This window comes from Ochrobactrum sp. BTU2 (assembly GCF_024539785.1).
GTDB lineage: Bacteria > Pseudomonadota > Alphaproteobacteria > Rhizobiales > Rhizobiaceae > Brucella > Brucella anthropi.
Window position 1 is genome coordinate 665047 of sequence record NZ_JAHWRG010000001.1, and the last position, 22919, is coordinate 687965.

The following is a 22919-nucleotide window of genomic DNA, read 5'->3' on the forward strand; positions in this document are numbered from 1 at the left end:
CGATGAGCGCCGAACCAAGCCGTATTCAGCCGGAAGCAACACGCAAGACCGCAATCGCGCTCAAGGATGTGCAAATTTCGTTCAAGCTGGCCGATGGCGGCCGCTTCGATGCTGTCGCCGAAAGCAATCTTGAAGTTGCTGAAAACGAGTTCGTGGCGATTGTCGGTCCGACCGGCTGCGGAAAATCCACATTGCTCAATGCCGTTGCCGGGCTTCTCGTACCAGCCAGCGGTACGGTCGAAATCAGCGGCCAGCGGCTGCAGGGTCTCAATCGCAAGGCAGGTTATCTTTTCCAGCAGGATGCCCTCATGCCCTGGAAGACTGTCTTGGACAATGTCTCCATCGGGCTGGAAATTGCAGGCACCTCGAAGGCTCAGGCGCGCGAACAGGCCCGTGAGTGGCTCGGCCGCGTCGGTCTTGCAAGTTTCGGCGACCGCTATCCGCATATGCTGTCGGGTGGACAGCGCAAGCGCGTCGGCCTTGCGCAGGTGCTGATCCGCAATCCGAAATATCTGCTGATGGATGAACCCTTCGGCCCCCTCGACGCGCAGACGCGGGTTATCATGGGCGACCTTCTGCTGGACCTGTGGTCGCAGGACAAGAAGGCGGTCATGTTCGTGACCCACGATCTGGAAGAGGCTATCGCGCTGGCGGATCGCGTCGTCATCATGTCCGCCGGGCCGCGTGCCCGCATCATGGCCGAATATAAAATCCCCCTCGCCCGCCCGCGCGAGATTTCCGAAATTCGTCTCGACGACAAGTTTCACGAAATTCATCGCGAAATATGGAGCGCGCTCAAGGAAGAGGTTCTCAAGGGCTATCAGCAGACGAGTGGGGAAAAGAAATGAAAAAGCCTATGCTGTTTCTGGCGCAGCTCAGCGTGGCTGTCGTCGTTATTCTGGTCTGGCACCTCTTCACCGCCACCCATCTGCTAGGCAATCCGGCCAAGGCGAAGTTCTTTTTTGCGACGCCGGGCGATGTGGCGCTGCGCATCTATAAATGGTTCGCTGATGGAACGATCTGGTATCACCTCGGCATCACGTTGCTTGAAGCCATGCTGGCCTTTGCCATTGGCGCAATTGGCGGCGTGCTGATCGGGTTCTGGTTTGCCCGCAAGCCTTTGCTCGCGGCGATCTTCGACCCCTACGTGAAAGCCCTCAATTCGCTGCCGCGCGTCGTGCTTGCGCCGATCTTCGCGCTCTGGCTTGGCCTTGGCATCTGGTCGAAGGTGGCGCTCGGCGTATCGCTGGTCTTCTTCATCGTATTCTTCAACGTCTATCAGGGCGTGAAGGAAGTGAACCAGACCGTGCTCGCCAATGCGCGTATGCTCGGCATGAACGAACGCCAGCTTCTGCGCAACGTCTACCTGCCCTCCGCACTGTCTTGGATGTTTTCAAGCCTGCATACGGCTGTCGGCTTTGCCGTCGTCGGCGCGGTTGTCGGCGAATATCTCGGCTCGTCGGCAGGGCTTGGCTACCTGATCCATCAGGCGGAAGGCGTGTTCGACGTCACCGGTGTCTTTGCCGGCATGCTGGTGCTGACCGGGTTCGTGCTGATTATCGACTGGTGTGTAACGATCGTTGAGGAACGCCTGCTTGTCTGGCGCCCGAAAGCTGCCGGACACAACGGTTAAGAGGATTCAAGGAGGAAACCATGAGAACAACACGTAGAGATATACTGCTGGGCGCCGCAGCCTTCGGGCTTGCGGGTATTGCCTCGCGCCTGCCTGCCTATGCGCAGGATGCATCTGCGACGCCGGAAAAGCCGGAGCTGATGTTCGGTGTTGGTGGCAAGCCGCTCTTCTATTACCTTCCCCTCACCATTGCCGAGCGCAAGGGTTTCTTTGAGGAAGAAGGCATCAAGGCGACCATCAATGATTTTGGTGGCGGCGCAAAGTCCCTGCAGGCGCTGATCGGCGGTTCGGTCGATGTGGTAACCGGCGCATACGAACACACCATTCGCATGCAGAACAAGGGACAGGACATCAAGGCCGTCTGTGAGCTTGGCCGCTTTCCGGGCATCTGCATCGGCGTGCGCAAGGACCTCGCAGGCGAAATCAAGACGATTGCCGATCTCAAGGGCCAGAATGTCGGTGTCACGGCGCCGGGCTCTTCAACCTCGCTGCTGCTGCAATATGCGCTCATCAAGAACGGTCTGGCAGCAGATGCCGCTTCAATCATCGGTGTCGGCGGTGGCGCAAGCGCGGTCGCAGCCGTCAAGAAGGGCGAAATTGCAGCCCTCGTCCATCTTGACCCGGTCATCACGCGACTGGAAGTGGATGGCGACATCACCTTGCTTCTGGATACGCGCACCGAAGAAGGCACGCGCCAGCTTTTCGGTGGCACCAATCCGGCCGCGACCGTTTATGTGCAGCAGAGCTTCATCGATGCAAATCCGGTAACGACGCAGCGGGTCGTCAACGCTTTCGTCAAGTCGCTGAACTGGATTCACAAGGCTTCTGCCGATGACGTGGCTGATGCTGTGCCGGAAGAGTATCTGCTGGGCGACCGCGAGCTTTACAAGACCGGCTTCGAGAAGTCCCGCGCCATGTATTCCGAGAAGGGCCTGATTGCGGAAGACGGCTTCAAGAGCCTGTTCGAAATGCTCAAGGCGCTCGATCCGGAACTGGCAAGTGCGGATATCTCATTTGCGCAAACTTTCGATCCACGTTTCGTGGAAGCCGCAAAGGCATAATCCGCTTTGGGCAGGGGTATTCCCTGCCCTTTGCACCTTCGTCGCCGGAAGTTCAAAAGCGGCTCTTGGCAAAGCGCTCTTGCAGCCATTGGGCGGCTGGCCCCTGCCGTCGCCGCTTGTTCCAGATCAGCTCAAGCGCGACCGGATGCGCACCTTCGTCGAACTGCAGTTTCGGAATGACGAGTTCCGGCGCCAGCGGTGAATCCTGCAAGATATGTTCGGGAATGAATGCCCAGCCGATCCCTCGCGTGAGGATCTGCAGGATAACCCAGTGGCTTTCCACCCACCAGACCTCGGCACCCACCCGCAGACGACGGCTTTCAGCCGTATCGCTGTGCTTTCGGGCCATGATCTGGCGAAACGATCTCAAATCTTCCCAGCTGACCGCCGTATGAGCCAGTGGATGCTCTCGCCCGCAGACGAGAACCAGAGGCACCCATCCGATGGTGTGGAAGCCAAGTTCATCCGGCATCTGCTCGGCGCGCCACATCACGCCGAGGTCCGCCTTTCCTTCCAGCACAAGCCCGCTTATTGCCGTTGACGGCGGAAAAGTCAGCTCCAGTTCGACATGCGGGTATTCCTGCGCGAAGACTGCAAACAGCGTCGCGATAGCCGGTTCGGGATAAAGCTCGTCGATTGCGACCACGAGACGGCTTTCAACATGATCGCCGAAATTTCTGGCGACGGAAATCAGATGTTCACGCCGGGCAAGCAGCAACCGCGCTTCCGGCAACAGCCGCGCACCCGCCTCCGTGAGCACAGGATTGCGGGATGCACGGCTGAACAGCTTGACGCCAAGATCGTCTTCCAGCGAGGAAACCAGCACACTGACGGCGGACTGCGCCTTACGCAAATATCGCGCAGCAGCGGAGAACGAGCCGTGATCCGCTGAGGCCACAAAGGCTTCTAGCTGTTCGAGTTCGATACTCATTTATCGCAAATCCAGATAGTATCTAACTTTTCTTATCGCCAGAATAAGATAGAAGCACGCGCATTAACAACAGGGATTAAAGGAAATGCGCAGTTTTATGGACCGTGTCCGCCACGCAACGATGTTCGAAATCATCGGTCTGGCGATCTTCATACCCGGTTCCGCCTTCATTCTGGACAAGCCTGCAGCAGAGATGGGCGTGATCGGGGTTGTTTCGGCAACCACCGCAACCGTGTGGAATTTTCTGTTCAATCTGGGCTTTGACAAAGCGATGCTGCGTTTCACGGGTAGCGTCAACAAGAGCATGGCCGTCCGTGTTCTTCATGCAATCCTTTTTGAAGCCGGGTTGATCGTGCTGCTGATCCCGTTCATCGCCTGGTATCTGGGAATTTCGCTGATTGCCGCCCTTGTGATGGATATAGCGATTGTCGTTTTCTATCTGGTCTATGCGTTTGTGTTCAACATTGCATATGACAGACTGTTCCCACTACCGCTCGGGCAGACCGCAGAAGCGGTTTGACATCGCTTCAAGAGTGACGCGGCCGCGCCTTAGAGGCTGAATCCAAAAGCGGCATGTGTGTGCGAGAATGGTGATTTTCGAGTACCGGAGCACAATGTACTTTTGGGTACATAGTACCGGAACGGAGACAAGTTGCCATTTGCAGCCACACAGGGCGAGTTTTGGAGTGGGCTCTCAACAGGGGGCGCGGCGTTTGCGCAAGTTTGCCTGTCGCTGCTCCCAGGCGATGAGCAGCAGGCTTGCCAGCACGATGAGGAATGCACCGGCAAACACATTTGCTGCCGGAACCTCCGCCCAGATGAGATAACCGTAGATAAAGGCCCAGATGAGCCCGCTATATTCCACTGGCGCCAGCGCCGAGGCGGGTGCATGGCGAAATCCTTCATAGAGAAGGAACTGGCCGAGCGTCGATACAAGTCCCAGACTGATCATCAGAAGCCAGCCGGAGAGATCGGGGTCCTGCCATGTCCACGGAAAGGACAGCGCGCAGGCCAGACCGAAAAGCAGGCCGGTGGCATACATCTGCGTCATCGTAGTTTCGCTGCGGCTGACGAGCCGGACCAGGATCGTGCTCCACGCCCAGCAGAAACCTGCCACGATGCACATGGCGGCGGGAATGAGATTGGGCGAATGGGTGGGATTAGCAGCAACCGTTACACCGACAAACCCGACGGCGCAGGCGATCCACCTCCCCGGTCCGATTTTCTCCTTGAGCACGAGGATCGACAGGAACATGACCATGATCGGTGCGGAGAAATAAAGCGTGGTCAGTTCTGCCAGCTCGAGATGGCGGGCCGCATTGTAGAACAGCAACCACGCGCCAAGCATAAGTGCGGCACGAAGGACGATGGTGTTGCGATAAGGACTTCGGAAAATGGACGGATGGCGGCGATAGCGTATCAGTACGCCGGTAATGACTACGATCACCAGACTGCGCATGAACAATATCTGCGGCACCTGATAGGTCGCGACGAGCCATTTTACCATCGCGTCCTGAAGGGCGAAACAGGCGTAACCGCCGCAAGCAAGCGCGATGCCTGCGAGCGGTCTTGAGTTAACTGACCCGGTGACCATGGATTCCTCGATCCGGCCCTAGAATCCCTACTGCGGAAAGGGCCACGAACGCTGAATTTGCAGGACTGGAGCGTGTAAGCAAGGGGCTGATATATGACGGCCGCAGACAGATGTGCCAATGTAGCCGGATTGCAACAAATTGGGAGGCTAAAACACCAGAGATCGATGCGCCGCAGTTCCTGCCGTCACGCCGTCAGCGACCGACCAGGCGACGCTGTGCGCGCCACGGGTAATATCGCCCGCCGCAAAAATGCCTGGTACCGTTGTCGTCTTCAACCCGTCTGTCTGTATCGTTCTGCCGAGTGGCAGTTCATCCATTGCGCAGCCGAACGTGTCGGCAATCTGGCTGTTCAGCCAATTGCGTGGCCCGATGTAAAGCGCATTGAGTGGGACCAGTCGCCCGTCTTCAAGTTCGATCTCTGAAATGTCGATCCCCTCGCCGTGCAACGCACGGACCGGGCTGCGTTCTATCTTCACGCCGCGCCGTTCCAGTTCTGCGAATGCCTCCGCATCCGGCTCCAGTCCCTTGTCAATGAAGAAGGTTGTCGATCCCCATTCGGAGATCAGCATGGCCTGATGCACCGACATCGGCGACATATTGAGAACGCCAAGCTGACGGTCGCTGAATTCATAGCCGTGGCAATAAGGACAATGAATGACGGAATTGCCCCATCGTTCCGCGAGGCCGGGAATATCCGGCAGTTCATCCGATATGCCGAAAGCAAGGATCAGTCTGCGCCCTTCAACGATTTCGCCGCTATCAAGTTCGATCGCGAAGTTGTCGATTTCGCCACTACCGGAAACGGCCTTCCCTTGTGTGAACGTGACAGTCGGATAGGCTTCGACCTGCGCTGTTGCCGTTTCCAGCATGGACAGCGGGTTGCTGCCGTCCTGTGCAAAGAAACCATGCGAATGTTCGGCGAAACGGTTACGGGGTTTTCCAGCGTCGATCACGCGGACAGATCGTCTGCCGCGCGCCAGATAGGTTGCGGCAGACAAGCCAGCGAAGCTGCCGCCGATAATGATTGCATCATGATGCATGACTGCTCTCCAAATCGAATGTTACGCCGCGCTCCAGCGCGCGCTGATGAAAATCCGCGCTCAGCATGGCGAGCGTGACCTCGCCAAAACGCTCCAGAAGAAGGTTTTCGGCGTCGGTGAATGCCTTGCTGAGCGAGGCATTGACTGCCTGCTCCACCAGACAGCCCGGCATTTCGGTGCGGTTCCCCATGGCCAGAAGCGCTGGTTCCCCGATGGCCTCGTAAATGTCGCGCAAGGTAACCTTATTGAGGTCGCAGGCGATCTCCCACCCGCCGCCATGTCCCTTTTCCGAGCGAACATAGCCCTGCTCACGCAGGCCGCCCATGACACGTCTCACGACGACTGGATTGGTGGTCATGGCCTTGGCGAGAACCTCCGATGTGACAGGCCCTTTATGTTCCGCCATGTGGAGAAGGACGTGCAGAACGCCCGATAATTTGCTGTCTCTTTTCATGTAACTATAAATGTTACGAGAATCAGCAAATGTCAACACAACCAGTGAAAAGCACTGGGTCAGATAAATGTGATCGTTACGAAGTGGTTTGGGTTATCTATAGATTTCAGGCTTGTAACGGCTGCCAAGACGGTAACGATTGCCGGCATAGATCAGCTTGTTGACGGTCGCAACCGTTTCACCCGTCCATGTCCGGCGGTCCAGAAGCAGGCAGGCAATACCATCATCGAGACGCAGCAGACGCGCAATTTCCGCGTCTGGTGTTATCGCCGAAATGACCTGCTCAACCTCGGTCATCGGGGTGCTTTTCTGAAGATAATCGTAAGTCGTGATAGCCCGGAAGTCCTGCAATTCGTAATGCTGCACGAGGCTCGTATTGACGAACCGCTCCTCAAGCTGCACCGGCACCTCGTTTTCGAGGTGCACGATCAGCGAATGGGCGATGGGGATACTCTTATGCAGTTCGAACGCATTGAGCAGTTCGGGCGTCGGTTCGATAATGTCGAGGGTGACGACTTCGGCGCGGTGCTGTCCGCCGCGCGCCTTGATTTCATTGGCGATGTTGACGACTTCGATCAGCGTCGTTTCCGGCTTCGGGGGCGCGACGAAAGTGCCGACGCCCTGAATACGTTTCAATATGCCCTGATCGGTCAGTTCGCGCAGGGCCCGGTTGACGGTCATTCGGGAAATGCCGAGTGCATCCACCAGTTCATGTTCCGAAGGCAGGCGATGATTGCCGGGCCAGCGACCGGAGCGGATGTTGTCCAGCACCTGCGCCTTGACCTTCTCATAGAGCGGTCCGGCGGTTTCGGGCAGTTCCATGTCGGCGGCATGATGGGATTCCGATTTGTCGCCAGCACCCATGAGTCACATCCCTGTCCGTATGATCGTTTTCAAGCCGTCCGCTTCACCGGCAATCAGCCGGGCATAGGCGTCCGGAACCTCATCGAGCGATATTTCCCGGTCGACAAGCTGCAACAGCGACGCCTCAAGATCGGGCAGGATTTTTGCAATTTCACGCAGTTCGTCCTGATAGGCATGGCAGCCGATCAGGCTGATCTCCCGCTCGACCAGACTATTCGGATCAAGCTCGATCCTGCCGTGGGATATGCCGACAAGTGCGAGTGAACCGCCGCCGGAAAGCACGTCGAGAATTGCCTTGAGGACGCCGATATTGCCGGTGGCATCAATGGCATAGCGGATGGGCTGGCCATCGAGTGCGGCTTCAATTGCCGCCTTGTCGAGCGGAACCTTGGTTGCGCCGGTGACAGTTGAAACAAGACTGGCGCGCTGCTCGTTGCGGTCGCAGACCAGTACAGGACCGTCATGCAGGCGGGAAAGAAGAAGCGCTGCAAGCCCGCCGATCGGCCCGCAACCCACAACGAGGACCGCTTCGCCCGACGGTACGCGCTGCTTGCGGATGGCGTGCAACGCCACCGAAAGCGGTTCGCCCATGGCGGCGACCACCGGGTTGATGGCCGGATCGTAATGAACGAGGAGCCGTGCAGGAAGTGCTGTCTCCTCGGCAAAACCGCCATCGCAGACTTCACCGATGAACCCCAGCGTTTCGCAGACATTGTGCCTGCCGCTTTTGCAGGACTGGCATTCGCCGCACCAGTAGCGGGAGTCCGCGATCACCGTATCGCCGGGTTTGAAGCCGGTCACGCCAGCACCGGTTTCAGTCACGACACCTGCAAATTCATGGCCTGCGACCGAAGGTGACCGGCTGATCCACTGCCCGGTCATGAAATTATGCAGATCGGAGCCGCAGATACCGGCAGCCGACACTTTCAGCCGGACCCAGCCCGGCTTAGGCCGCGACGGCGGGTCGATTGTCTCGACCCGCAAATCCTTCGCCGCATAAAGCCGGACAGCCTTCATCGTCAGCCTCCCCGGCTCTTTCTAGAGGTAATCCTTGCGGATTTCTGACACGGCGTTCTCGTGTGAGGAGAACCCTTCGTAACGCGCCAGTGTGCGGGCATGTTTTGCAAATTCCGGATAGGCGGAAGCCGTCACATAGCCGATGGACGAACGCTTGACGAAATCCGTTACCGAAAGCGGACCATAGGTCCGCGCCCAGCGGCTGGTCGGCAGCACGGCGTTCGGGCCAAGGCCGAAATTGCCGATGACGACCGGCGTGTGCGGTCCCATTAGGATTTCGGCAGCTTCTGTGATATGGCCGAGATGCGCGAACGGATCGGTCGAAAGAAGCTCCAGATGTTCCGGCGCATAGTCGTTGATGAACTTGTAGCTCTCTTCCACGGAAGACGTCAGGACGATGCCACCATATTTGCCGGTAAGCACGGTCTTGGAGAAGCCGACACGCTGTTCGGTCATGCGCGCCCAATGGTCCGGCAATGCGGCAAGCGCCTCTTCCGCGACGCGGCGGCTATGCGTGACCAGCCATGCCGACGAATCCGGGCCATGTTCCGCCTCGATCAGCAGATCGAGCGCCGCAAGGCCACCTTTCACTGTGTCGTCGGCGAAAATGACAGCTTCGGAAGGTCCCGCAGGCAGGCCGGGATCAATGACGCCGCCAAGTAGGCGCTTGGCTGCAACCACCCATGGGCTGCCGGGGCCGACGATCTTGAGCGCCGGTTTCACCGTTTCCGTGCCATAGGCGACGGCAGCAACGGCCTGCGCACCGCCAACCTTGTAGACGGTTTCCACACCGGCAAGGCGTGCTGCAACGAGCGTGGCAGCATCGACGGAACCATCCGGCGTCGGCGGGGTGACGATGGCAAGATCAGGCACGCCAGCAACCACAGCCGGAACGGCGGTCATCATGGTGACGGACGGAAACGCCCCCTTGCCGCGCGGAATATAGAGCGCGACGGAGCGGATCGGGGTGAAGCGGTCGCCTGCAAAGGCACCGGGACGCATTTCCTTCAGCCACATGGCCTCTGGCTTCTGCTCCTCATGGAAATGGCGGATATTGTCGATACCGAACTGGATCGCCTCGATCACGTCCTTTTCCACCTTGTCGAAAGCGGCATCGAACTCGGCTTCCGTCGCCTTGATGTTCGCCGGATCGACTTCAGCCTTGTCGAGATCGCGCGCAAAGCGGACAAGCGCCGCGTCGCCTTCGGTGCGAACGGCTTCGATGATCGGCTTCACTTTTTCAATAAAACCGGACAGGTCGGTTTCCGAGCGCTTGAGAAGTTCGGCGCGCGCTGCGTCGTCCAGTTTGGCCAGTTCGTGAAAAGAAACATCGGACATGATCGGCTCCTTGCTGGTTGCGGTGGTGGCGCAACCCGTCATTTCGATTTGAGGAAGATGTCGAGCCCGACCAGCCGGTCGAGCAGGAAGATGGCGGCAGCGGCACAGGCTATGAAGACGACGGAGATGGCCGCAAGGTCTGGCGTGATGATGGACCGGATCGAATTGTAGATCTGTACCGGCAGCGTCACGATGCGCGCGTCGACCAGAAGCAGGCTCACCAGAAATTCGTTCAGCGCCAGAATGAACATCAGAAGCGAGCCGCTGATGACGCCCGGCACAACGACCGGCAGCGTGACGAAGAAAAAGGTTGAGATCGGCCCCGCTCCACAATTGGCGGCGGCGAGTTCCAGATCGGCATCGAGATTGGCCGCACTTGCCGTCACCGCCCAGATCATGAATGGGAGATTGATGACGCAGGCTGCAATCCCCACCGGCCAGAGCTGGCCCAGAATGCCAGCCTGACCGAAGATCAGCATGAGACCGATGCCGGAACCGATCAGCGGAATGGTGAAGGGCAGCAGCAGGTAAATCTGGATCGTCTTTTCAAACCGCACGGCATATTTCGCCAGCGCTATGCCAGCGAGCGTTCCGACCGGAATGGCAACAATGGTGCAGATGAAGGAGACATAAAGCGAGCGCAGGAATGCATCCCAGAGGTCGCTCGTTCCGGCGATCTTTTGATACCATTTCAGCGAGAACCCTTCCGGCGGGAAGGTAATCATGTTGCCGGACGTGAAGGAGGCTCCAAGCACCACGATGGTCGGCGCGGAAAGTAGTACCAGAACGGCGATCACGAATGTCCATATGACGATGGATTTTGACAGTGGCGAGGTCATTTGCGCGCCCTCCCCATAGCAAGTGTACCAGCCCCGAAAAGCGTGAATACGATCCCGACGAGGATGGAACCGACGCCGACCAGAAGCAGCGCAAGCGTTGCGCCCAGCCCCTGATCGGATGTGCGAAAGAACTGGTCATAGATCGCATTGGCGATGAAGTCCTGAGAACCGCCGCCGAGAATGGCCGGTACGGCAAAATCAGTGAGCGACAGCGTCATTACCACCAGTCCCGCGCCGATCAGGCCCGGGCGGGCCATGGGCAGGACAACATGGGCGAAGGTCCGCAGCCAGTTCGCACCGAGCGAGCTTGCCGCCGCTTCCATTTCCTCCGGAATGGCGGTCAGCGCCGGTGCAAGCATCAGCACGGCGAATGGCAACATATATTGAATGAGGCCGAACAGAACTGCCGGATAATTATAGAGCAGCCGCATTGGCGCGATACCGACAAGGCCAAGCGCTTCGTTGACCATGCCTTGATTACCGAGAATGATGAGCCAGCCATAGGCGCGCACGACCTGACCGATGAAGAAGGGCAGGAACAGCGCGATCAGCAGGAATTTGCGCAATGCAGCCGATGGCGTGCGCACCATGAGATAGGCATAGGGAAATGCCAGAAGAAGCGTGAATGCGGTCACGACGAGCGAGCCGAACAGGCTGCGCCATGCCACGGTTGCAAAGAGGCTTTCCGTCAGTGCGCGCTTGTAATTGGCGAGCGTGTAATAGTCCGACATCAGGAACGTCGAAGTGTCGAGCGTGCGCAGGCTGGTATCCGCGATCTGGATCAAGCCCAGCACCAGCAGTCCGACCAGAGCAATCGCCGGAAGCAGCATCAGATAAGGCACGGCGCGATTGAACCGCGCGGGCCACAAAAAGGCTGCGATTGCTTCCAGCGCGTCCATGATGCGCCATGTCATGGGATAGGCAGTGCGTGCCGCTCGCATGTTTCAATTCCTGAATGTTTGTCCGAAAATGTTTGCCCGAAGATGTCGGGCATCAGGATCGCCCTTTCGGGCGACCCGTCTTGCTTTCATGGAGCTGGATCAGCCCTGCATGATAGCCTTGAACTTCGAGAACCACTCGCTCTCGTTTTCCACCTGCACCTTTGCCGAAATACGGATGAGGTGTTTGAAATCCTCGTCCTTGGTCGGATAGGCCGGATCGTTCACCAGATCGGCGGGCGGGGTCAGGCCCGGCACGACACCCGGCAGACCGAGGCCGTCGAGCCAGACCTGCTGCGCATCCTTGGTAAGGGCGAAATTGATATATTCCTTGGCCCAGTAAAGCTCGTTTTCCGGCAGGCCCTTTGGAATCCAAAGGCCGTCGGTGTCGAACTTCGCGCCCTCTTCCGGAACGGTCCAGTCGATCTTGACGCCGTTCTTCTGGGCTTCGCGCGCATTGGTGGAAATGGTGCAGGCCAGATCGATTTCACCCTTCTGGAACCAGGTGGTGAAATCCGGGTCTTCGCCGAGAAGCGGCTGCTGCTGCTTCACCCTGGTGATGAAATCCCATGCGGGCTGCATGTTGCCCGGAATGTCTTCCAGCTTGCCGCCACCGGCAACCTGCGCCGGGAAGTGGAAGCCGATGCCATCGTTATAAAGCGCGATGCGTCCCTTGAATTTCGGATCGAGCAGGGCGTGCCACGACTTCGGCGGGCCATCCGGGAAGGCTTCCGGACGATAGGCCAGCACATAGACATAGCCATAGGTGTTGACGATCGGATAGCCGTCGAGACCAACCGGCTTGGCAAGATCGGTGGTGTTCTTGAGGTTCGACAGGTCCGACAGGTCTTCCGTCACGCCGCGCAATGCCGATTTGGTCGCATTGGTGGTCGTATCCCAGTTGACGTGGATCGGCGGAACACGCTTCTGCGCGACCGCAGCCCAGAGCTTCGGCTGGATTTCGTTGTCTTCCGTCAGGTCGTGACGGATGGAAATGCCGGTCTTGGCGGTAAACGGATCGGACACGCCCGCTTTAAGCGCCTCCACCCAGCTGCCACCCCAGGCGCGCACGATCAGTTCCTTCGGCTTAGCTGGCTCTTCAGCAAATGCGCGCGACAGGCCGAGCGATGTCGTGCCGGCTGCGGCGGCAAAAGCGCCTGCGCTCTGCAGGAAGCGGCGGCGGTCGAGTATCAGAAAAGGTTTCTTCAGATTGCTCATTTTGTTTCTCCTCTGGAGTTTCCCCGTAACGTTTTAGTTCATACGGCAAAGACGATGAGATCGCGGGCGTTCCAGCCAAGATGCACGGTTTCACCTTCTGCAAACTGGCTATGGCCGATGGGATCGTGGTCGAAGACGCGCATCAACACGTCTCCTAACGCAGGAACCCGCAATTCATAGACGATGCGTTCGCCCTCGAAGATCGCATCCGTAACGATGCCTTCAAGCACGGTATCGAGTTCCGCATGCGCTGCGGCGCTGCCGCCGATACGGATCTGTTCGGCGCGGATTGCGCACGAGACATTTGCGTTGGCGGCAACCGGTCCGCGCCCCTCGCCTGCCATGCCTACCAGAGCCATTCCTGCATCGACCCGCACGAGATTGCCGTCGAGCGACGATGCCTTGCCGGAAATGAAATTGGTGACGCCGATGAAGTTCGCCACAAAGGCGTTGGACGGGTTGCGATAGGTCTCGGATGGCTGCGCCATCTGCTGGATTTCACCGCCATCCATGACGATGATTTCGTCAGATACGACGAGCGCTTCGCGCTGGTCATGGGTGACATTGATGGTCGTGACGCCGAGTTCCCGCTGGATACGGCGAAATTCAAGCTGCATTTCCTCGCGCAGCTTGCGGTCGAGTGCCGCCAGAGGTTCGTCGAGCAGAAGCAGGTCCGGTTCAAAAACGAGGGCGCGCGCGATGGCCACGCGCTGCTGCTGGCCACCGGAAAGCTCGTGCACACGGCGCCCGCCGAGGCCGTTCAGACGAACGAGGTCGAGATAGCGTTCCACCCGCTCAGGGATCGAACGCGCATCGAAGCGGCGCATTTTCAGCGGAAACGCGACGTTTTCGGCCGCCGTCATATGCGGGAAAAGCGCGAGCTTCTGGAAAACCATGCCGATGGAGCGCTTGTGCGGCGGCACGGCGCTGACAGCTTCATCGTTGATGAAGATTTCGCCGATGCTCGGTTTCTGGAAACCGGCGATGAGGCGGAGAAGCGTCGTCTTGCCGGAACCCGACGGCCCGAGAATGGTCAGAAAACGGCCCTTGGCGAGATCGAAAGATGCCGCACGCACGGCATGGAAGCCGTTATAGATCATGCTGACATTGTTGACCGATACGGCAGCCGGTCCGTTGGAGACTTTACGGCCAGTTCCGGTTTCGGTTGTATTCATCGCAGTTTCCCATTTCAGTCAAAGCACCGGAAGGTGCTTTATGAAGTTATTTCAATGCTATTTCACGATCTGATGATGTTCTACGTAAGGATATCAGAACCTGAATCAAAAAGCGGCATGTGTGTGCGAAAATGGTGATTTTCGAGTACCGGAGCGGAGCGTACTTGAAGGTACGTGAGCACCGGAACGCAGGTAAATTGCCATTTGCAGCCACACAGGGCGACTTTTGGAGCAGGTTCTCAGATGGATGCAAGATAGCCTCCGTCAATCGGGATCACCTGCCCCGTGACATAGGACGATGCGGCGCTTGCCAGAAACACCACGGCGCCCGCAACATCTTCCATTGCGCCGAAACGGCCCTGCGGAATCTTGCCCAGCATCGCCTTCTGCCAGTCGTCATTCTCGTAAAACACATCCGTCATGGCAGTGCGGAAATAGCCCGGCGCAATGCCGTTGACGCGGATACCGGACGGCGCCCATTCGGTGGCCAAAGCATGGGTCATGCCCATGAGACCGGATTTGGAAGAACCGTAGGGAGCAGCGGTTGGCACACCGACATAGGAGGTCAGCGAGCACAGATTGATGATCGCTCCATCCTTCCCGCTCTCTGTCATGTGGCGGGCGGCGGCCTGCGCGCAAAAGAATGCGCCTTTGAGGTTGGTCGCCACGATGTGGTCCCAGAGCGCCTCGTCCACATCGAGCGAGGGGCGGATTTCTTCATAGCCCGCATTGTTGACGAGAATATCGAGGCCGCCAAGAGCTTCTGCCGCTTGCGCGACAGCAGCAGCACAGGCGGCAACATCGCGCACATCGAGAGAAAGAGTTGCCGAGGTGCGGCCATGGGCGGCGATACGGGATGCCGTTTCGGAGAGGTCGTTGGACTTGCGCGCTGTAATGGCAACATCGGCACCAGCCGAGGCGAGTGCTTCGGCAATAGCCTGTCCCAGTCCCCGGCTGGCACCGGTAACCAGCGCTTTACGCCCGCTTAGGTCGAAAAGCGATAAAACCTGCATCATGTTCCCCTGCGGACCTTTGGCAAACAATATTGTTGCCCGAACTTCTAACTGTTCCGGGTCGAATGTTTAGCAATTTTTTGTGGTCTCCCCAGCATAGGAACATCTTTTTCATAACTTGTCTATACATATATATACAAAATTGGATTTTAGTCTTAGAACTTCTCTCCCAAAGGCGCGCGACAAGTGACGCGCTGCACCAGAGGAGAACGTGAATGGCGCAGGAAAATGCCCGGTTTGGCGATCTGATTCGACCCGAAATCCGTGGTCTCAGCCCCTATAATGCCGGTCTCACCATTGCCGAGGTGGAGGCGCGCTATCATCCTCCGGCAATCGCAAAACTCGGCTCCAACGAGAACCCGCTTGGACCGTCACCCAAGGTGCAGGCGCTCTTTTCCGGTGCCCATGATCTGCTGCGGCTCTACCCCGACCCGTCGGGACGCGAACTGGCGCAGGAAATTGCGATCGAGTTCGATTGGCCGCAGGACCGCATCATTCTCGGCAACGGATCGGAAGACCTGATCGGCGTAATCTGCCGCACCGTTTTGCGGCCGCGCGACCGGGTGGTCACACTTTACCCGTCCTTTCCGCTGCACGAGGATTATGCGACGACCATGGGGGCAAGTGTCGAACGGGTTGAAGTGACGCCGTCGCTTGAAGTCGACGTTAACGCACTGGTGGCAACGGTTGCGACCGCTCCGCGTCTCGTGATGTTCGCAAATCCGCTCAATCCGGTCGGGACCTGGCTGACACCGGAGGCTTTGCAGCGCGTTGTCAATGCGGCTGCTCCGGAGACGTTGCTGGTCGTGGACGAAGCTTATGCTGAATATGCAGCCGGTGACGATTATCCGTCTGCCGCTACACTTCTGCGCGACAGCGGCCTTCACTGGGTGGCGCTGCGTACCTTCTCCAAGGCTTATGGGCTGGCCGGTGCGCGGCTCGGGTTCGGGCTTGTCAGCGACCCGGACTTGCGCGGGTTTCTGGACCGCGCCCGCACGCCTTTCAACGCCAATGGCATTGCACAGGCTGCGGGGCTGGTTGCGCGCCGGGATAAAGACCATCTCGCAAAGGGTATCGCGCTTGCGCTTAGCGAGCGGGACCGGATGGCCGGTTTCCTGAGCGAGCGACAAATCCGTTTTGCGCCCTCCAAGGGGAATTTTCTGTTCATCGACGTGAAGTCGGATTCTGTTGTGTTTGCCGAAAAACTGCTGGAAGACGGCGTCATCGTGAAGCCTTGGAAGCAGAAGGGTTACACGACTTTCATCCGCGTCAGTGTCGGTGCGCCGGAAGAAAATGATCTTTTCATGCGCTCTTTCGAGAAAGCCACAGGACTGGCTTGAGTTTGAAAGCAGGTTTCGGGAGGCTGTCTCCTGATCTCGTGCTAGAAAGGTCTCATGAGAGACCTTTTCGACCAGATTGAACCGCGTGAAATCCTGGCGCCGGGCGCTGTGCTTCTGCGTGGCTTTGCGCTTCCAAGTGAGGATGCTGTTCTGAAAGCCGTGGCCGATGTTTCTGCCGTGACCCCCTTTCGTCATATGACCACTCCCGGCGGGTATCGCATGTCGGTTGCGATGACGAATTGTGGAGAATTCGGCTGGGTCACGGACCGGACCGGCTATCGCTACAGTACCCACGATCCGGAAACCGGCCTTCTCTGGCCGACGATGCCGGATGCCTTCCGCGCGCTTGCCCAAACTGCTGCCCGTGAAGCCGGTTATCCTGATTTTGCGCCGGATGCCTGTCTCATCAATCGTTATGAACCGGGTGCGAAACTTTCATTGCATCAGGACAAGGACGAGCAGGATTTCAACAATCCGATTGTTTCGGTGTCGCTCGGTCTGCCTGCGACTTTCCAGTTCGGCGGGTTGAAGCGAACCGACCCGATTGCGAAATATATCCTGCATCACGGTGACGTGGTTGTGTGGGGCGGACCTTCACGTCTCTTCTATCATGGCATACTCGCCCTGAAGCGCGGCGAGCATGAAAAACTAGGTCCGTTTCGCCTCAATCTGACATTCAGAAAATCGCGCTGACAGTTGCCAAACGCGATTTTCGGAACGGACAAGCGACAGAAATCGCCTTTTAATTGCGGCGAAGGACCGTTCATTATGTGGCGGTTTTGTGGCAAGTGGAGTTTTAGTTAAACGCCCCGCCGTCGCTTCTACTCTCCGGACGCTCCTTCGCAACCTTATCGCGGTAGCCACTGGCTCGGTAGGCGGCAATCGGTTCGATGGCCCCGCCGGTGCGGCGACGTGCTTCCGCGAGAATTGGTTCGACGTCGGTTCTATAGGCGCGTTTCAGCGTATCAGATGCCATCAGCGCGTCGTTTTCCTGCTGATAGGTTTCGAGCGCTTCACGATCCACCAGAAGCGCCTGCGCATAGGCACGGCGGATTTCATTGGCGGATGAGATCAGGCTCTCCAGCGGGTCGGTCACATTGTGCGATTGGTCGATCATATGAGCCGGATGGAAGTCGGCCACACCACGATAATCTGCATCCACCAACTCATTGAAAACAAGGAATAATCGATACGGATCGATGGAGCCGGCGTCGAGATCGTCATCGCCATATTTGCTGTCGTTGAAATGGAAACCGCCAAGTTTCCCGAACTGGATCAGCCGCGCGACGATCATTTCGATATTGGTGTTGGGCGCATGGTGGCCAAGATCGACCAGACATTGCGCCTTTGGCCCTAGCGTCGAGGCGATGAGGTAATTGGTGCCCCAATCCTGCACCACCGTCGAATAGAAGGCCGGTTCATACATTTTGTGTTCGGAGAACAGGCGCCAGTCGTCGGGTAGTGCGTGATAGATTTCACCCATGGAAGCCAGATAGCGCTCAAAGGCGCGGGTGAAATTCTGCTGGCCCGGAAAGTTGGAACCATCGCTCAACCAGACGGTCAAGGCTTTGGAACCTATGGCTTTTCCGATTTCGATACATTCGATATTGTGCTCTACGGCTTGCGCCCGCACTGCCGGATCGACATGGGTAAGCGACCCGAATTTGTAGGAAAGCTTCTGGTCTGCGCCGTCGGCAAATGTATTGGAGTTCATGGCGTCGAAGCCGAGACCTAGCGCTTCGGCATGGGCTTTAAGTTTCTTCGGGTCGGCCTTGTCCCACGGAATATGCAGGGAAACATTCGGTGTGGCACGGCAAAGCTCGTTGATGACGGCGCAATCGTCCAGCTTGTCGAAAATGCCGCGCGGTTCGCCCCTTCCCGGAAAGCGCCCAAAGCGGGTGCCGCCTGTGCCTGTGCCCCATGAAGGTACGGCCACGTAATAGGCCGCCACCTTGTCTGTAATCGTGTCGATCTCGATGCCACGGCGCAAAAGCTGTTCGCCGAGCGCCTGATAATCGCTCTTCAATGATTTCTCAAAACCGGAATTATGCTCGGCGATGAAATCGGCCGCAATGCGTTGCTCGGACATGGTTCCTCCCAGAATGTCCAGATTATATGGTCAGCGCGGAAAGCTCTGCTGGTTTCCGGCGTCGACATTGATGATGTTGCCGGTCGACTTGGCCGAAGCATCGCTTGCAAGAAAGTAGATGGCTTCGGCAATGTCTTCGGGGAAGACATTCAGCTTCAGCATGGAGCGCTTGCGATAATGTTCCTCAAGCTCGGAAACATCAATCTTCGAGGATGCTGCACGCTGTTCGCGCCACTCGCCGTCCCATATCTTGGAGCCGCGCAGAACCGCATCCGGGTTGACCACATTGACGCGGATTCCTGCATCTGCACCTTCCAGCGCCAGACAACGCGCCAGATGGATTTCTGCGGCCTTTGCAGCGCAATAGGCCGAAGCATTGGGCGAAGCTGCAAGCCCGTTCTTCGAGGCGACAAATACCACGTTGCCGCCGATTTTCTGGCGGCGGAACAAGCGAAACGCCTCCCGCGAAACGAGGAAGTAGCCGGTCGCCAGAATGTCGATATTGCGGTTCCACATGGAAAGTTCGGTCGCTTCTACCGGCGCGGATGATGCAATACCAGCGTTGGAAACCAGAATGTCGATGCCACCCAGCTCGACGCTGGCTTCGACAAACGCACTCGCGACGCCTTTTTCGTCGGTGACGTTCAGTTCGACACTGCGCACCTGATCGGAACCAAAGCGCTTTGCGAGATTTTCGTGAGCGGTTTTGAGCGATCCTGCATCGATATCTGCCAGAACCACGCAAGCACCTTCGCCTGCAAGCCGTTCTGCTGTGGCAAAGCCGATGCCGCCAGCGCCGCCGGTAATGAATGCAATGCGCCCCGCGAGGCTTTTCGGCTTTGGCATGCGTTGCAGCTTGGCTTCCTCAAGCAGCCAATACTCGATATCGAAGGCTTCCTGTTCGGGCAGGCCCTGATATTCCGATACGCCGGATGCACCGCGCATCACGTTGATCGCGTTGACATAAAACTCACCGGCGATGCGCGCAGTCGCCTTGTCGCGTGCGAAGGACAGCATGCCGACACCGGGGATCAGGAAAATTACCGGATTGGGATCGCGCATCTTCGGCGAATTGTCATGCTTGCACGCCTCGTAATAGCGCTTGTAGTCGGCGCGATAGGCTTCCAGTGCACCCTCAAGTCCGGCAACCACGGCATCGATATCGGGCTTGGCCGGGTCGAAATTAACGACCAGCGGACGGATTTTGGTGCGCAGGAAGTGATCCGGGCAGGACGTGCCAAGCGCTGCCAGCGGGCGCAGATCGTTTGAATTTACAAATTCCAGCACGGCATCCTGATCATCGAAATGACCGAGCTTGCGCTCATCCTTACCGATAAGTCCGCGAATTTCGGGCATCAGCCGTGCTGCAATGGCACGGCGCTCGGAAACTGGGAGGCTCTGCGTGACAGCACCGCCAAAAGCGGGCTTGCCTGCCGTCTTCTGATCCAGCCATTCAATGGCCTTGTTGATGATGGCAAGCGTGGTTTCATAACAGGCTTTGGCATCATCGGCCCAAGTGAAAAGTCCATGACTTTCAAGGATAACGCCCTTAGCGTTGGGATTTGACTTCACGAAGGCTTCAAGGTCGAGGCCAAGCTGGAAACCGGGACGACGCCATGGCAGCCAGCCGATTTCGCCGCCGAAAATCTCGGCAGTCAGTTCACGAGAATTCTCGGATGCAGCGATTGCTATGATCGCATCGGGATGCATGTGATCCACATGCTTGAAGGCGACAAATCCGTGCAACGGCGTATCGATGGAAGCGGCGCGCGGATTGAGGTTGAAGGTGCAGTGCGGCAGGAAACCGACCATGCGGTCCTCGTCCTCGACGCCCTTATAGATGCCCTTCAGCGCATCGAGCTTATCCTGATATAGCGTGGCGAAACCATCAAGCTTGATGGTTCCGACATCGCCGCCCGAACCCTTGACCCAGAGAACCTGAACCTTTTCGCCGGTCAGCGGATCAATTTCCTCGACTTTCGCAGACGTGTTGCCGCCGCCGTAATTGGTGATGCGCTTGTCGGAACCGAGCAGATTGGAGCGATAAAGCAGCTTGCCCGGCTCATCCATCGTTGCCGCTCTGGCATCATCCCACCGGTTTTCGAGAAGCCTGCTCTGGGCCACCATGTTATCCTCCCAATTCTGTTATGGTGAATCGCAAGCCGCCTGTACGTCTGCATGTCCGTCCGCATGCATGTCCAATGTGCCAGCGATCATGTTGCGGCAGATATGACGTATCAAACGAATTGCTGTCAATCATAAACGATCATAATCAATCATTAATGTGACTATTGCGCCCTATTATGATTGTTTGTGATTGACATGAGCGACATTTATGCCCGATACAAAGACAAGGAGGAGCCATGCACGAAAGAGAGCGCCACCGCATCATCCTGAGTGCTGTTCAGGAAAAGCCGGTGATTACCATTCAGGATCTGGTGGAATTGACGGAGGCGTCGGAAGCGACCCTTCGCCGGGATATTGCTTCGCTCCATATGCAGGGCCGTATCAAGCGCGTGCGTGGTGGCGCAGAGGCTATTCATCCGCCACAGTTCGGAAATCTCGCAGGCCGTCCTTTCAAGGTTTCGGAGACCGAAAACACGGACCGCAAACGTGCAATCGCTCGCGAAGCCGTGGCGCTTTGCGAAGAAGGCGACAGCATCATCATCAATGGCGGATCCACGACTTTCCAGATGGTGCATTATCTTGCTCCGCGCCGCCTGCAGGTGCTGACCAATTCGTTTGCTATCGCCGAACATCTGCTACGCCAGTCGAAAAGCACGGTGATCGTGCCCGGCGGTGCGATCTATCGCGACCAGAGCCTTATCCTGTCGCCTTTCGACAATGACGTTATTCGTAATTTCTACGGACGACGCATGTTCATGGGCTGTCAGGGGATCAGTCCGCTCGGCGTCATGGAATCCGATGCGCTGATCATCCAGAGCGAACAGAAACTGATGGGCCAGGCGGACGAACTTGTCCTGATGGTTGATTCAACGAAATTCACACGCCGCTCCAGCCTCATCCTTTGCCCTCTCGACCGGGTCAGCACACTGATCACCGATGACGGCATTTCGGACGACGCGCGGCGCATGGTGGAAAATGCGGGCATCCGGCTCATCGTGGCGCAGGTCTCCGCAAATGCCGACAAGGGCGACCCACGGGAGGATTCCGCCGAGGTGGCCTGAGCCGGAACAAGCGAAACATATGTCTTTATACTGGGAGGAATGAGACATGAAACTTTTCAAGAAACTGGCACTAGGAACTGCGCTGGCTGTTGCCTTCATGGCGGCCCACGCGCAGGCCGCCGACATGAAGATCGGACTTGTCGCGAAGTCGCTCGGTAACGGCTTCTTCGAAGCTGCCAACAAGGGCGCGCAGGAAGCTGCGAAGGAACTGGGCGGCGTAGAGGTCATCTATACCGGCCCGACCACCACGACGGCGGAAGGTCAGATCGAGGTCATCAACTCCCTCATTGCGCAGGGTGTGGACGCCATCGCCATTTCGGCCAACGATCCGGATGCTGTCGTCCCTGCCCTGAAGAAAGCTGCACAGCGCGGCATCAAGGTGATCTCGTGGGATTCGGGCGTCGCACCTGAAGGCCGTATCGTCCACCTCAACCCGTCTTCCAACGAACTGATCGGCAAGATGTGCCTCAAGCTCGCAGCCGATCACCTGCCGGACGGCAAGGGCGATTTCGCGATCCTGTCTGCCACCACCACCTCGACCAACCAGAACGTCTGGATTGGCGAGATGAAGAAGCAACTCAAGGACTTCCCCGGCCTCAATCTGGTGACCACCGTTTATGGTGACGACCTGGCCGACAAGAGCTACCGTGAAGCACAAGGCTTGCTGACTTCAAATCCAAATGTGAAGGTCATCGTGGCCCCCACCACCGTTGGCGTTCTCGCTGCCTCGCAGGCCGTAAAGGATGCGGGCAAGATTGGTGATGTCTATGTGACCGGCCTTGGTCTTCCGTCCGAAATGGCCGGCGCCATCAAGTCGGGCGCAACCAAGGAATTCGCCATCTGGAACCCGATCGACCTTGGCTATTCGGCAACCCAGATTGCCTACCACCTCGTAAAGGGTGATGCCGATGGCAAGCCGGGCTCGGAAATCGAAGCCGGACGCATGGGCAAGATCAAAATCGGCGAAAACGGCGAAGCCGCAATGAGCGATCCTTTCGTCTATGACGCGTCGAATATCGACGAGTTCTCCAAGGTCTTCTGATCGGAAAGCGCATCCCGAAAAGTGGAAACCGGTTTTCGGGATGCGTCTTCAAAAAGGTGGCGCGCACATCGCCTGCCGCCTTTTTCTCCCCGGAACACTTTGATCGATTTCAGGTATCTGCGATGAATGCAGCCTTTCAATCCA

General features: G+C 57.7%; 22 protein-coding genes and 1 pseudogene. 8 read left to right on the top strand and 15 right to left on the bottom strand.

Going from position 1 to position 22919, the window contains the following annotated elements; all coding sequences use genetic code 11:
- Nucleotides 1-2: 2 nt before the first annotated feature.
- The 3 genes from KWJ32_RS03150 to KWJ32_RS03160 are packed head-to-tail and all read left to right on the top strand — an operon-like array spanning nt 3 to nt 2694.
- Nucleotides 3-848 (top strand): ABC transporter ATP-binding protein, encoded by an 846-nt coding sequence (locus KWJ32_RS03150; RefSeq protein ID WP_012092986.1) that lies wholly within the window; start codon nt 3-5, stop codon nt 846-848.
- Complete coding sequence (locus KWJ32_RS03155) at nt 845-1633, top strand: ABC transporter permease (protein WP_012092985.1); 789 nt, start codon at nt 845-847, stop codon at nt 1631-1633. The genes KWJ32_RS03150 and KWJ32_RS03155 overlap by 4 nt, the downstream gene beginning before the upstream one ends.
- A gap of 20 nt (nt 1634-1653) precedes the next feature.
- Nucleotides 1654-2694, top strand: coding sequence for an ABC transporter substrate-binding protein (locus KWJ32_RS03160; RefSeq protein WP_012092984.1), 1041 nt, complete (start codon nt 1654-1656; stop codon nt 2692-2694).
- A 52-nt stretch (nt 2695-2746) separates the two neighbouring features.
- Here the strand turns inward: KWJ32_RS03160 and KWJ32_RS03165 are convergent, their stop codons facing one another.
- A complete protein-coding gene (locus tag KWJ32_RS03165) occupies nt 2747-3625 on the bottom strand; it encodes a LysR family transcriptional regulator (protein WP_012092983.1) in 879 nt (292 codons plus the stop codon).
- Between the two features lie 85 nt (nt 3626-3710).
- On the opposite strand from KWJ32_RS03165, the gene KWJ32_RS03170 reads away from it, so the two are divergent.
- A complete protein-coding gene (locus tag KWJ32_RS03170; RefSeq protein ID WP_012092982.1) occupies nt 3711-4145 on the top strand; it encodes a PACE efflux transporter in 435 nt (144 codons plus the stop codon).
- A 24-nt stretch (nt 4146-4169) separates the two neighbouring features.
- Here KWJ32_RS03170 and KWJ32_RS28270 read toward each other — a convergent pair.
- From KWJ32_RS28270 to KWJ32_RS03225, 12 genes and pseudogenes are all read right to left on the bottom strand, one after another.
- A pseudogene (locus tag KWJ32_RS28270) lies at nt 4170-4323 on the bottom strand (flagellar basal body P-ring protein FlgI); the annotation flags it as partial.
- Nucleotides 4320-5219 carry a DMT family transporter gene (locus KWJ32_RS03175; RefSeq protein WP_012092981.1) on the bottom strand — a complete coding sequence of 300 codons (900 nt, stop codon included), beginning with the start codon at nt 5217-5219 and terminating at the stop codon, nt 4320-4322. The pseudogene KWJ32_RS28270 and the gene KWJ32_RS03175, both read right to left, overlap by 4 nt.
- Nucleotides 5220-5366: 147 nt before the next feature.
- A complete protein-coding gene (locus KWJ32_RS03180; protein ID WP_012092980.1) occupies nt 5367-6260 on the bottom strand; it encodes an NAD(P)/FAD-dependent oxidoreductase in 894 nt (297 codons plus the stop codon).
- Nucleotides 6250-6714 carry an Rrf2 family transcriptional regulator gene (locus tag KWJ32_RS03185; protein ID WP_012092979.1) on the bottom strand — a complete coding sequence of 155 codons (465 nt, stop codon included), beginning with the start codon at nt 6712-6714 and terminating at the stop codon, nt 6250-6252. Before KWJ32_RS03185 ends, KWJ32_RS03180 begins: the two co-directional genes overlap by 11 nt.
- 93 nt (nt 6715-6807) lie before the next feature.
- Nucleotides 6808-7578: a histidine utilization repressor gene (gene hutC / locus KWJ32_RS03190; RefSeq protein WP_010658781.1), complete on the bottom strand. Its 771-nt coding sequence runs from the start codon at nt 7576-7578 to the stop codon at nt 6808-6810.
- 3 nt (nt 7579-7581) lie between these two features.
- The gene (locus KWJ32_RS03195) at nt 7582-8595 is read right to left on the bottom strand and encodes an alcohol dehydrogenase catalytic domain-containing protein (protein WP_012092977.1); all 1014 of its coding nucleotides are present in this window, start codon (nt 8593-8595) and stop codon (nt 7582-7584) included.
- Between the two features lie 21 nt (nt 8596-8616).
- Nucleotides 8617-9933, bottom strand: a complete 1317-nt coding sequence (hisD, locus tag KWJ32_RS03200) for a histidinol dehydrogenase (protein WP_010658779.1) — start codon at nt 9931-9933, stop codon at nt 8617-8619.
- A gap of 38 nt (nt 9934-9971) precedes the next feature.
- On the bottom strand, nt 9972-10772 hold the full coding sequence (locus tag KWJ32_RS03205; RefSeq protein ID WP_006468850.1) for an ABC transporter permease: 801 nt from the start codon (nt 10770-10772) through the stop codon (nt 9972-9974).
- On the bottom strand, nt 10769-11713 hold the full coding sequence (locus tag KWJ32_RS03210) for an ABC transporter permease (RefSeq protein ID WP_094515782.1): 945 nt from the start codon (nt 11711-11713) through the stop codon (nt 10769-10771). The genes KWJ32_RS03205 and KWJ32_RS03210 overlap by 4 nt, the downstream gene beginning before the upstream one ends.
- Nucleotides 11714-11812: 99 nt before the next feature.
- Nucleotides 11813-12928, bottom strand: a complete 1116-nt coding sequence (locus KWJ32_RS03215; protein WP_012092973.1) for a PotD/PotF family extracellular solute-binding protein — start codon at nt 12926-12928, stop codon at nt 11813-11815.
- 38 nt (nt 12929-12966) lie between these two features.
- Nucleotides 12967-14103 (bottom strand): ABC transporter ATP-binding protein, encoded by a 1137-nt coding sequence (locus KWJ32_RS03220; RefSeq protein ID WP_151609506.1) that lies wholly within the window; start codon nt 14101-14103, stop codon nt 12967-12969.
- A gap of 239 nt (nt 14104-14342) precedes the next feature.
- Complete coding sequence (locus tag KWJ32_RS03225; RefSeq protein WP_012092971.1) at nt 14343-15116, bottom strand: glucose 1-dehydrogenase; 774 nt, start codon at nt 15114-15116, stop codon at nt 14343-14345.
- A gap of 215 nt (nt 15117-15331) precedes the next feature.
- On the opposite strand from KWJ32_RS03225, the gene KWJ32_RS03230 reads away from it, so the two are divergent.
- On the top strand, nt 15332-16456 hold the full coding sequence (locus tag KWJ32_RS03230; RefSeq protein WP_151609508.1) for a histidinol-phosphate transaminase: 1125 nt from the start codon (nt 15332-15334) through the stop codon (nt 16454-16456).
- A gap of 54 nt (nt 16457-16510) precedes the next feature.
- Nucleotides 16511-17149 carry a DNA oxidative demethylase AlkB gene (gene alkB / locus KWJ32_RS03235; protein WP_151609509.1) on the top strand — a complete coding sequence of 213 codons (639 nt, stop codon included), beginning with the start codon at nt 16511-16513 and terminating at the stop codon, nt 17147-17149.
- Between the two features lie 103 nt (nt 17150-17252).
- Here alkB and rhaI read toward each other — a convergent pair whose 3' ends face one another.
- Nucleotides 17253-18545 (bottom strand): L-rhamnose catabolism isomerase, encoded by a 1293-nt coding sequence (gene rhaI, locus KWJ32_RS03240; RefSeq protein WP_012092968.1) that lies wholly within the window; start codon nt 18543-18545, stop codon nt 17253-17255.
- Between the two features lie 30 nt (nt 18546-18575).
- Complete coding sequence (locus KWJ32_RS03245; protein WP_125334062.1) at nt 18576-20672, bottom strand: bifunctional rhamnulose-1-phosphate aldolase/short-chain dehydrogenase; 2097 nt, start codon at nt 20670-20672, stop codon at nt 18576-18578.
- A 236-nt stretch (nt 20673-20908) separates the two neighbouring features.
- Between KWJ32_RS03245 and KWJ32_RS03250 the strand changes: the two genes are divergently transcribed.
- Both KWJ32_RS03250 and rhaS read left to right on the top strand, forming a co-directional pair.
- The gene (locus tag KWJ32_RS03250) at nt 20909-21733 is read left to right on the top strand and encodes a DeoR/GlpR family DNA-binding transcription regulator (protein WP_094515790.1); all 825 of its coding nucleotides are present in this window, start codon (nt 20909-20911) and stop codon (nt 21731-21733) included.
- Between the two features lie 46 nt (nt 21734-21779).
- Nucleotides 21780-22775, top strand: a complete 996-nt coding sequence (rhaS, locus tag KWJ32_RS03255; RefSeq protein ID WP_125334063.1) for a rhamnose ABC transporter substrate-binding protein — start codon at nt 21780-21782, stop codon at nt 22773-22775.
- Nucleotides 22776-22919: the final 144 nt, after the last annotated feature.

Excerpts from the sequence above, each read along its gene's own strand:
- KWJ32_RS03150 (WP_012092986.1), top strand. The coding sequence starts at position 3 with ATGAGCGCCGAACCAAGCCGTATTCAGCCGGAAGCAACACGCAAGACC.
- KWJ32_RS03155 (WP_012092985.1), top strand. The coding sequence starts at position 845 with ATGAAAAAGCCTATGCTGTTTCTGGCGCAGCTCAGCGTGGCTGTCGTC.
- KWJ32_RS03160 (WP_012092984.1), top strand. The coding sequence starts at position 1,654 with ATGAGAACAACACGTAGAGATATACTGCTGGGCGCCGCAGCCTTCGGG.
- KWJ32_RS03165 (WP_012092983.1), bottom strand. The coding sequence starts at position 3,625 with ATGAGTATCGAACTCGAACAGCTAGAAGCCTTTGTGGCCTCAGCGGAT.
- KWJ32_RS03170 (WP_012092982.1), top strand. The coding sequence starts at position 3,711 with ATGCGCAGTTTTATGGACCGTGTCCGCCACGCAACGATGTTCGAAATC.
- KWJ32_RS03175 (WP_012092981.1), bottom strand. The coding sequence starts at position 5,219 with ATGGTCACCGGGTCAGTTAACTCAAGACCGCTCGCAGGCATCGCGCTT.
- KWJ32_RS03180 (WP_012092980.1), bottom strand. The coding sequence starts at position 6,260 with ATGCATCATGATGCAATCATTATCGGCGGCAGCTTCGCTGGCTTGTCT.
- KWJ32_RS03185 (WP_012092979.1), bottom strand. The coding sequence starts at position 6,714 with ATGAAAAGAGACAGCAAATTATCGGGCGTTCTGCACGTCCTTCTCCAC.
- hutC (WP_010658781.1), bottom strand. The coding sequence starts at position 7,578 with ATGGGTGCTGGCGACAAATCGGAATCCCATCATGCCGCCGACATGGAA.
- KWJ32_RS03195 (WP_012092977.1), bottom strand. The coding sequence starts at position 8,595 with ATGAAGGCTGTCCGGCTTTATGCGGCGAAGGATTTGCGGGTCGAGACA.
- hisD (WP_010658779.1), bottom strand. The coding sequence starts at position 9,933 with ATGTCCGATGTTTCTTTTCACGAACTGGCCAAACTGGACGACGCAGCG.
- KWJ32_RS03205 (WP_006468850.1), bottom strand. The coding sequence starts at position 10,772 with ATGACCTCGCCACTGTCAAAATCCATCGTCATATGGACATTCGTGATC.
- KWJ32_RS03210 (WP_094515782.1), bottom strand. The coding sequence starts at position 11,713 with ATGCGAGCGGCACGCACTGCCTATCCCATGACATGGCGCATCATGGAC.
- KWJ32_RS03215 (WP_012092973.1), bottom strand. The coding sequence starts at position 12,928 with ATGAGCAATCTGAAGAAACCTTTTCTGATACTCGACCGCCGCCGCTTC.
- KWJ32_RS03220 (WP_151609506.1), bottom strand. The coding sequence starts at position 14,103 with ATGAATACAACCGAAACCGGAACTGGCCGTAAAGTCTCCAACGGACCG.
- KWJ32_RS03225 (WP_012092971.1), bottom strand. The coding sequence starts at position 15,116 with ATGCAGGTTTTATCGCTTTTCGACCTAAGCGGGCGTAAAGCGCTGGTT.
- KWJ32_RS03230 (WP_151609508.1), top strand. The coding sequence starts at position 15,332 with ATGGCGCAGGAAAATGCCCGGTTTGGCGATCTGATTCGACCCGAAATC.
- alkB (WP_151609509.1), top strand. The coding sequence starts at position 16,511 with ATGAGAGACCTTTTCGACCAGATTGAACCGCGTGAAATCCTGGCGCCG.
- rhaI (WP_012092968.1), bottom strand. The coding sequence starts at position 18,545 with ATGTCCGAGCAACGCATTGCGGCCGATTTCATCGCCGAGCATAATTCC.
- KWJ32_RS03245 (WP_125334062.1), bottom strand. The coding sequence starts at position 20,672 with ATGGTGGCCCAGAGCAGGCTTCTCGAAAACCGGTGGGATGATGCCAGA.
- KWJ32_RS03250 (WP_094515790.1), top strand. The coding sequence starts at position 20,909 with ATGCACGAAAGAGAGCGCCACCGCATCATCCTGAGTGCTGTTCAGGAA.
- rhaS (WP_125334063.1), top strand. The coding sequence starts at position 21,780 with ATGAAACTTTTCAAGAAACTGGCACTAGGAACTGCGCTGGCTGTTGCC.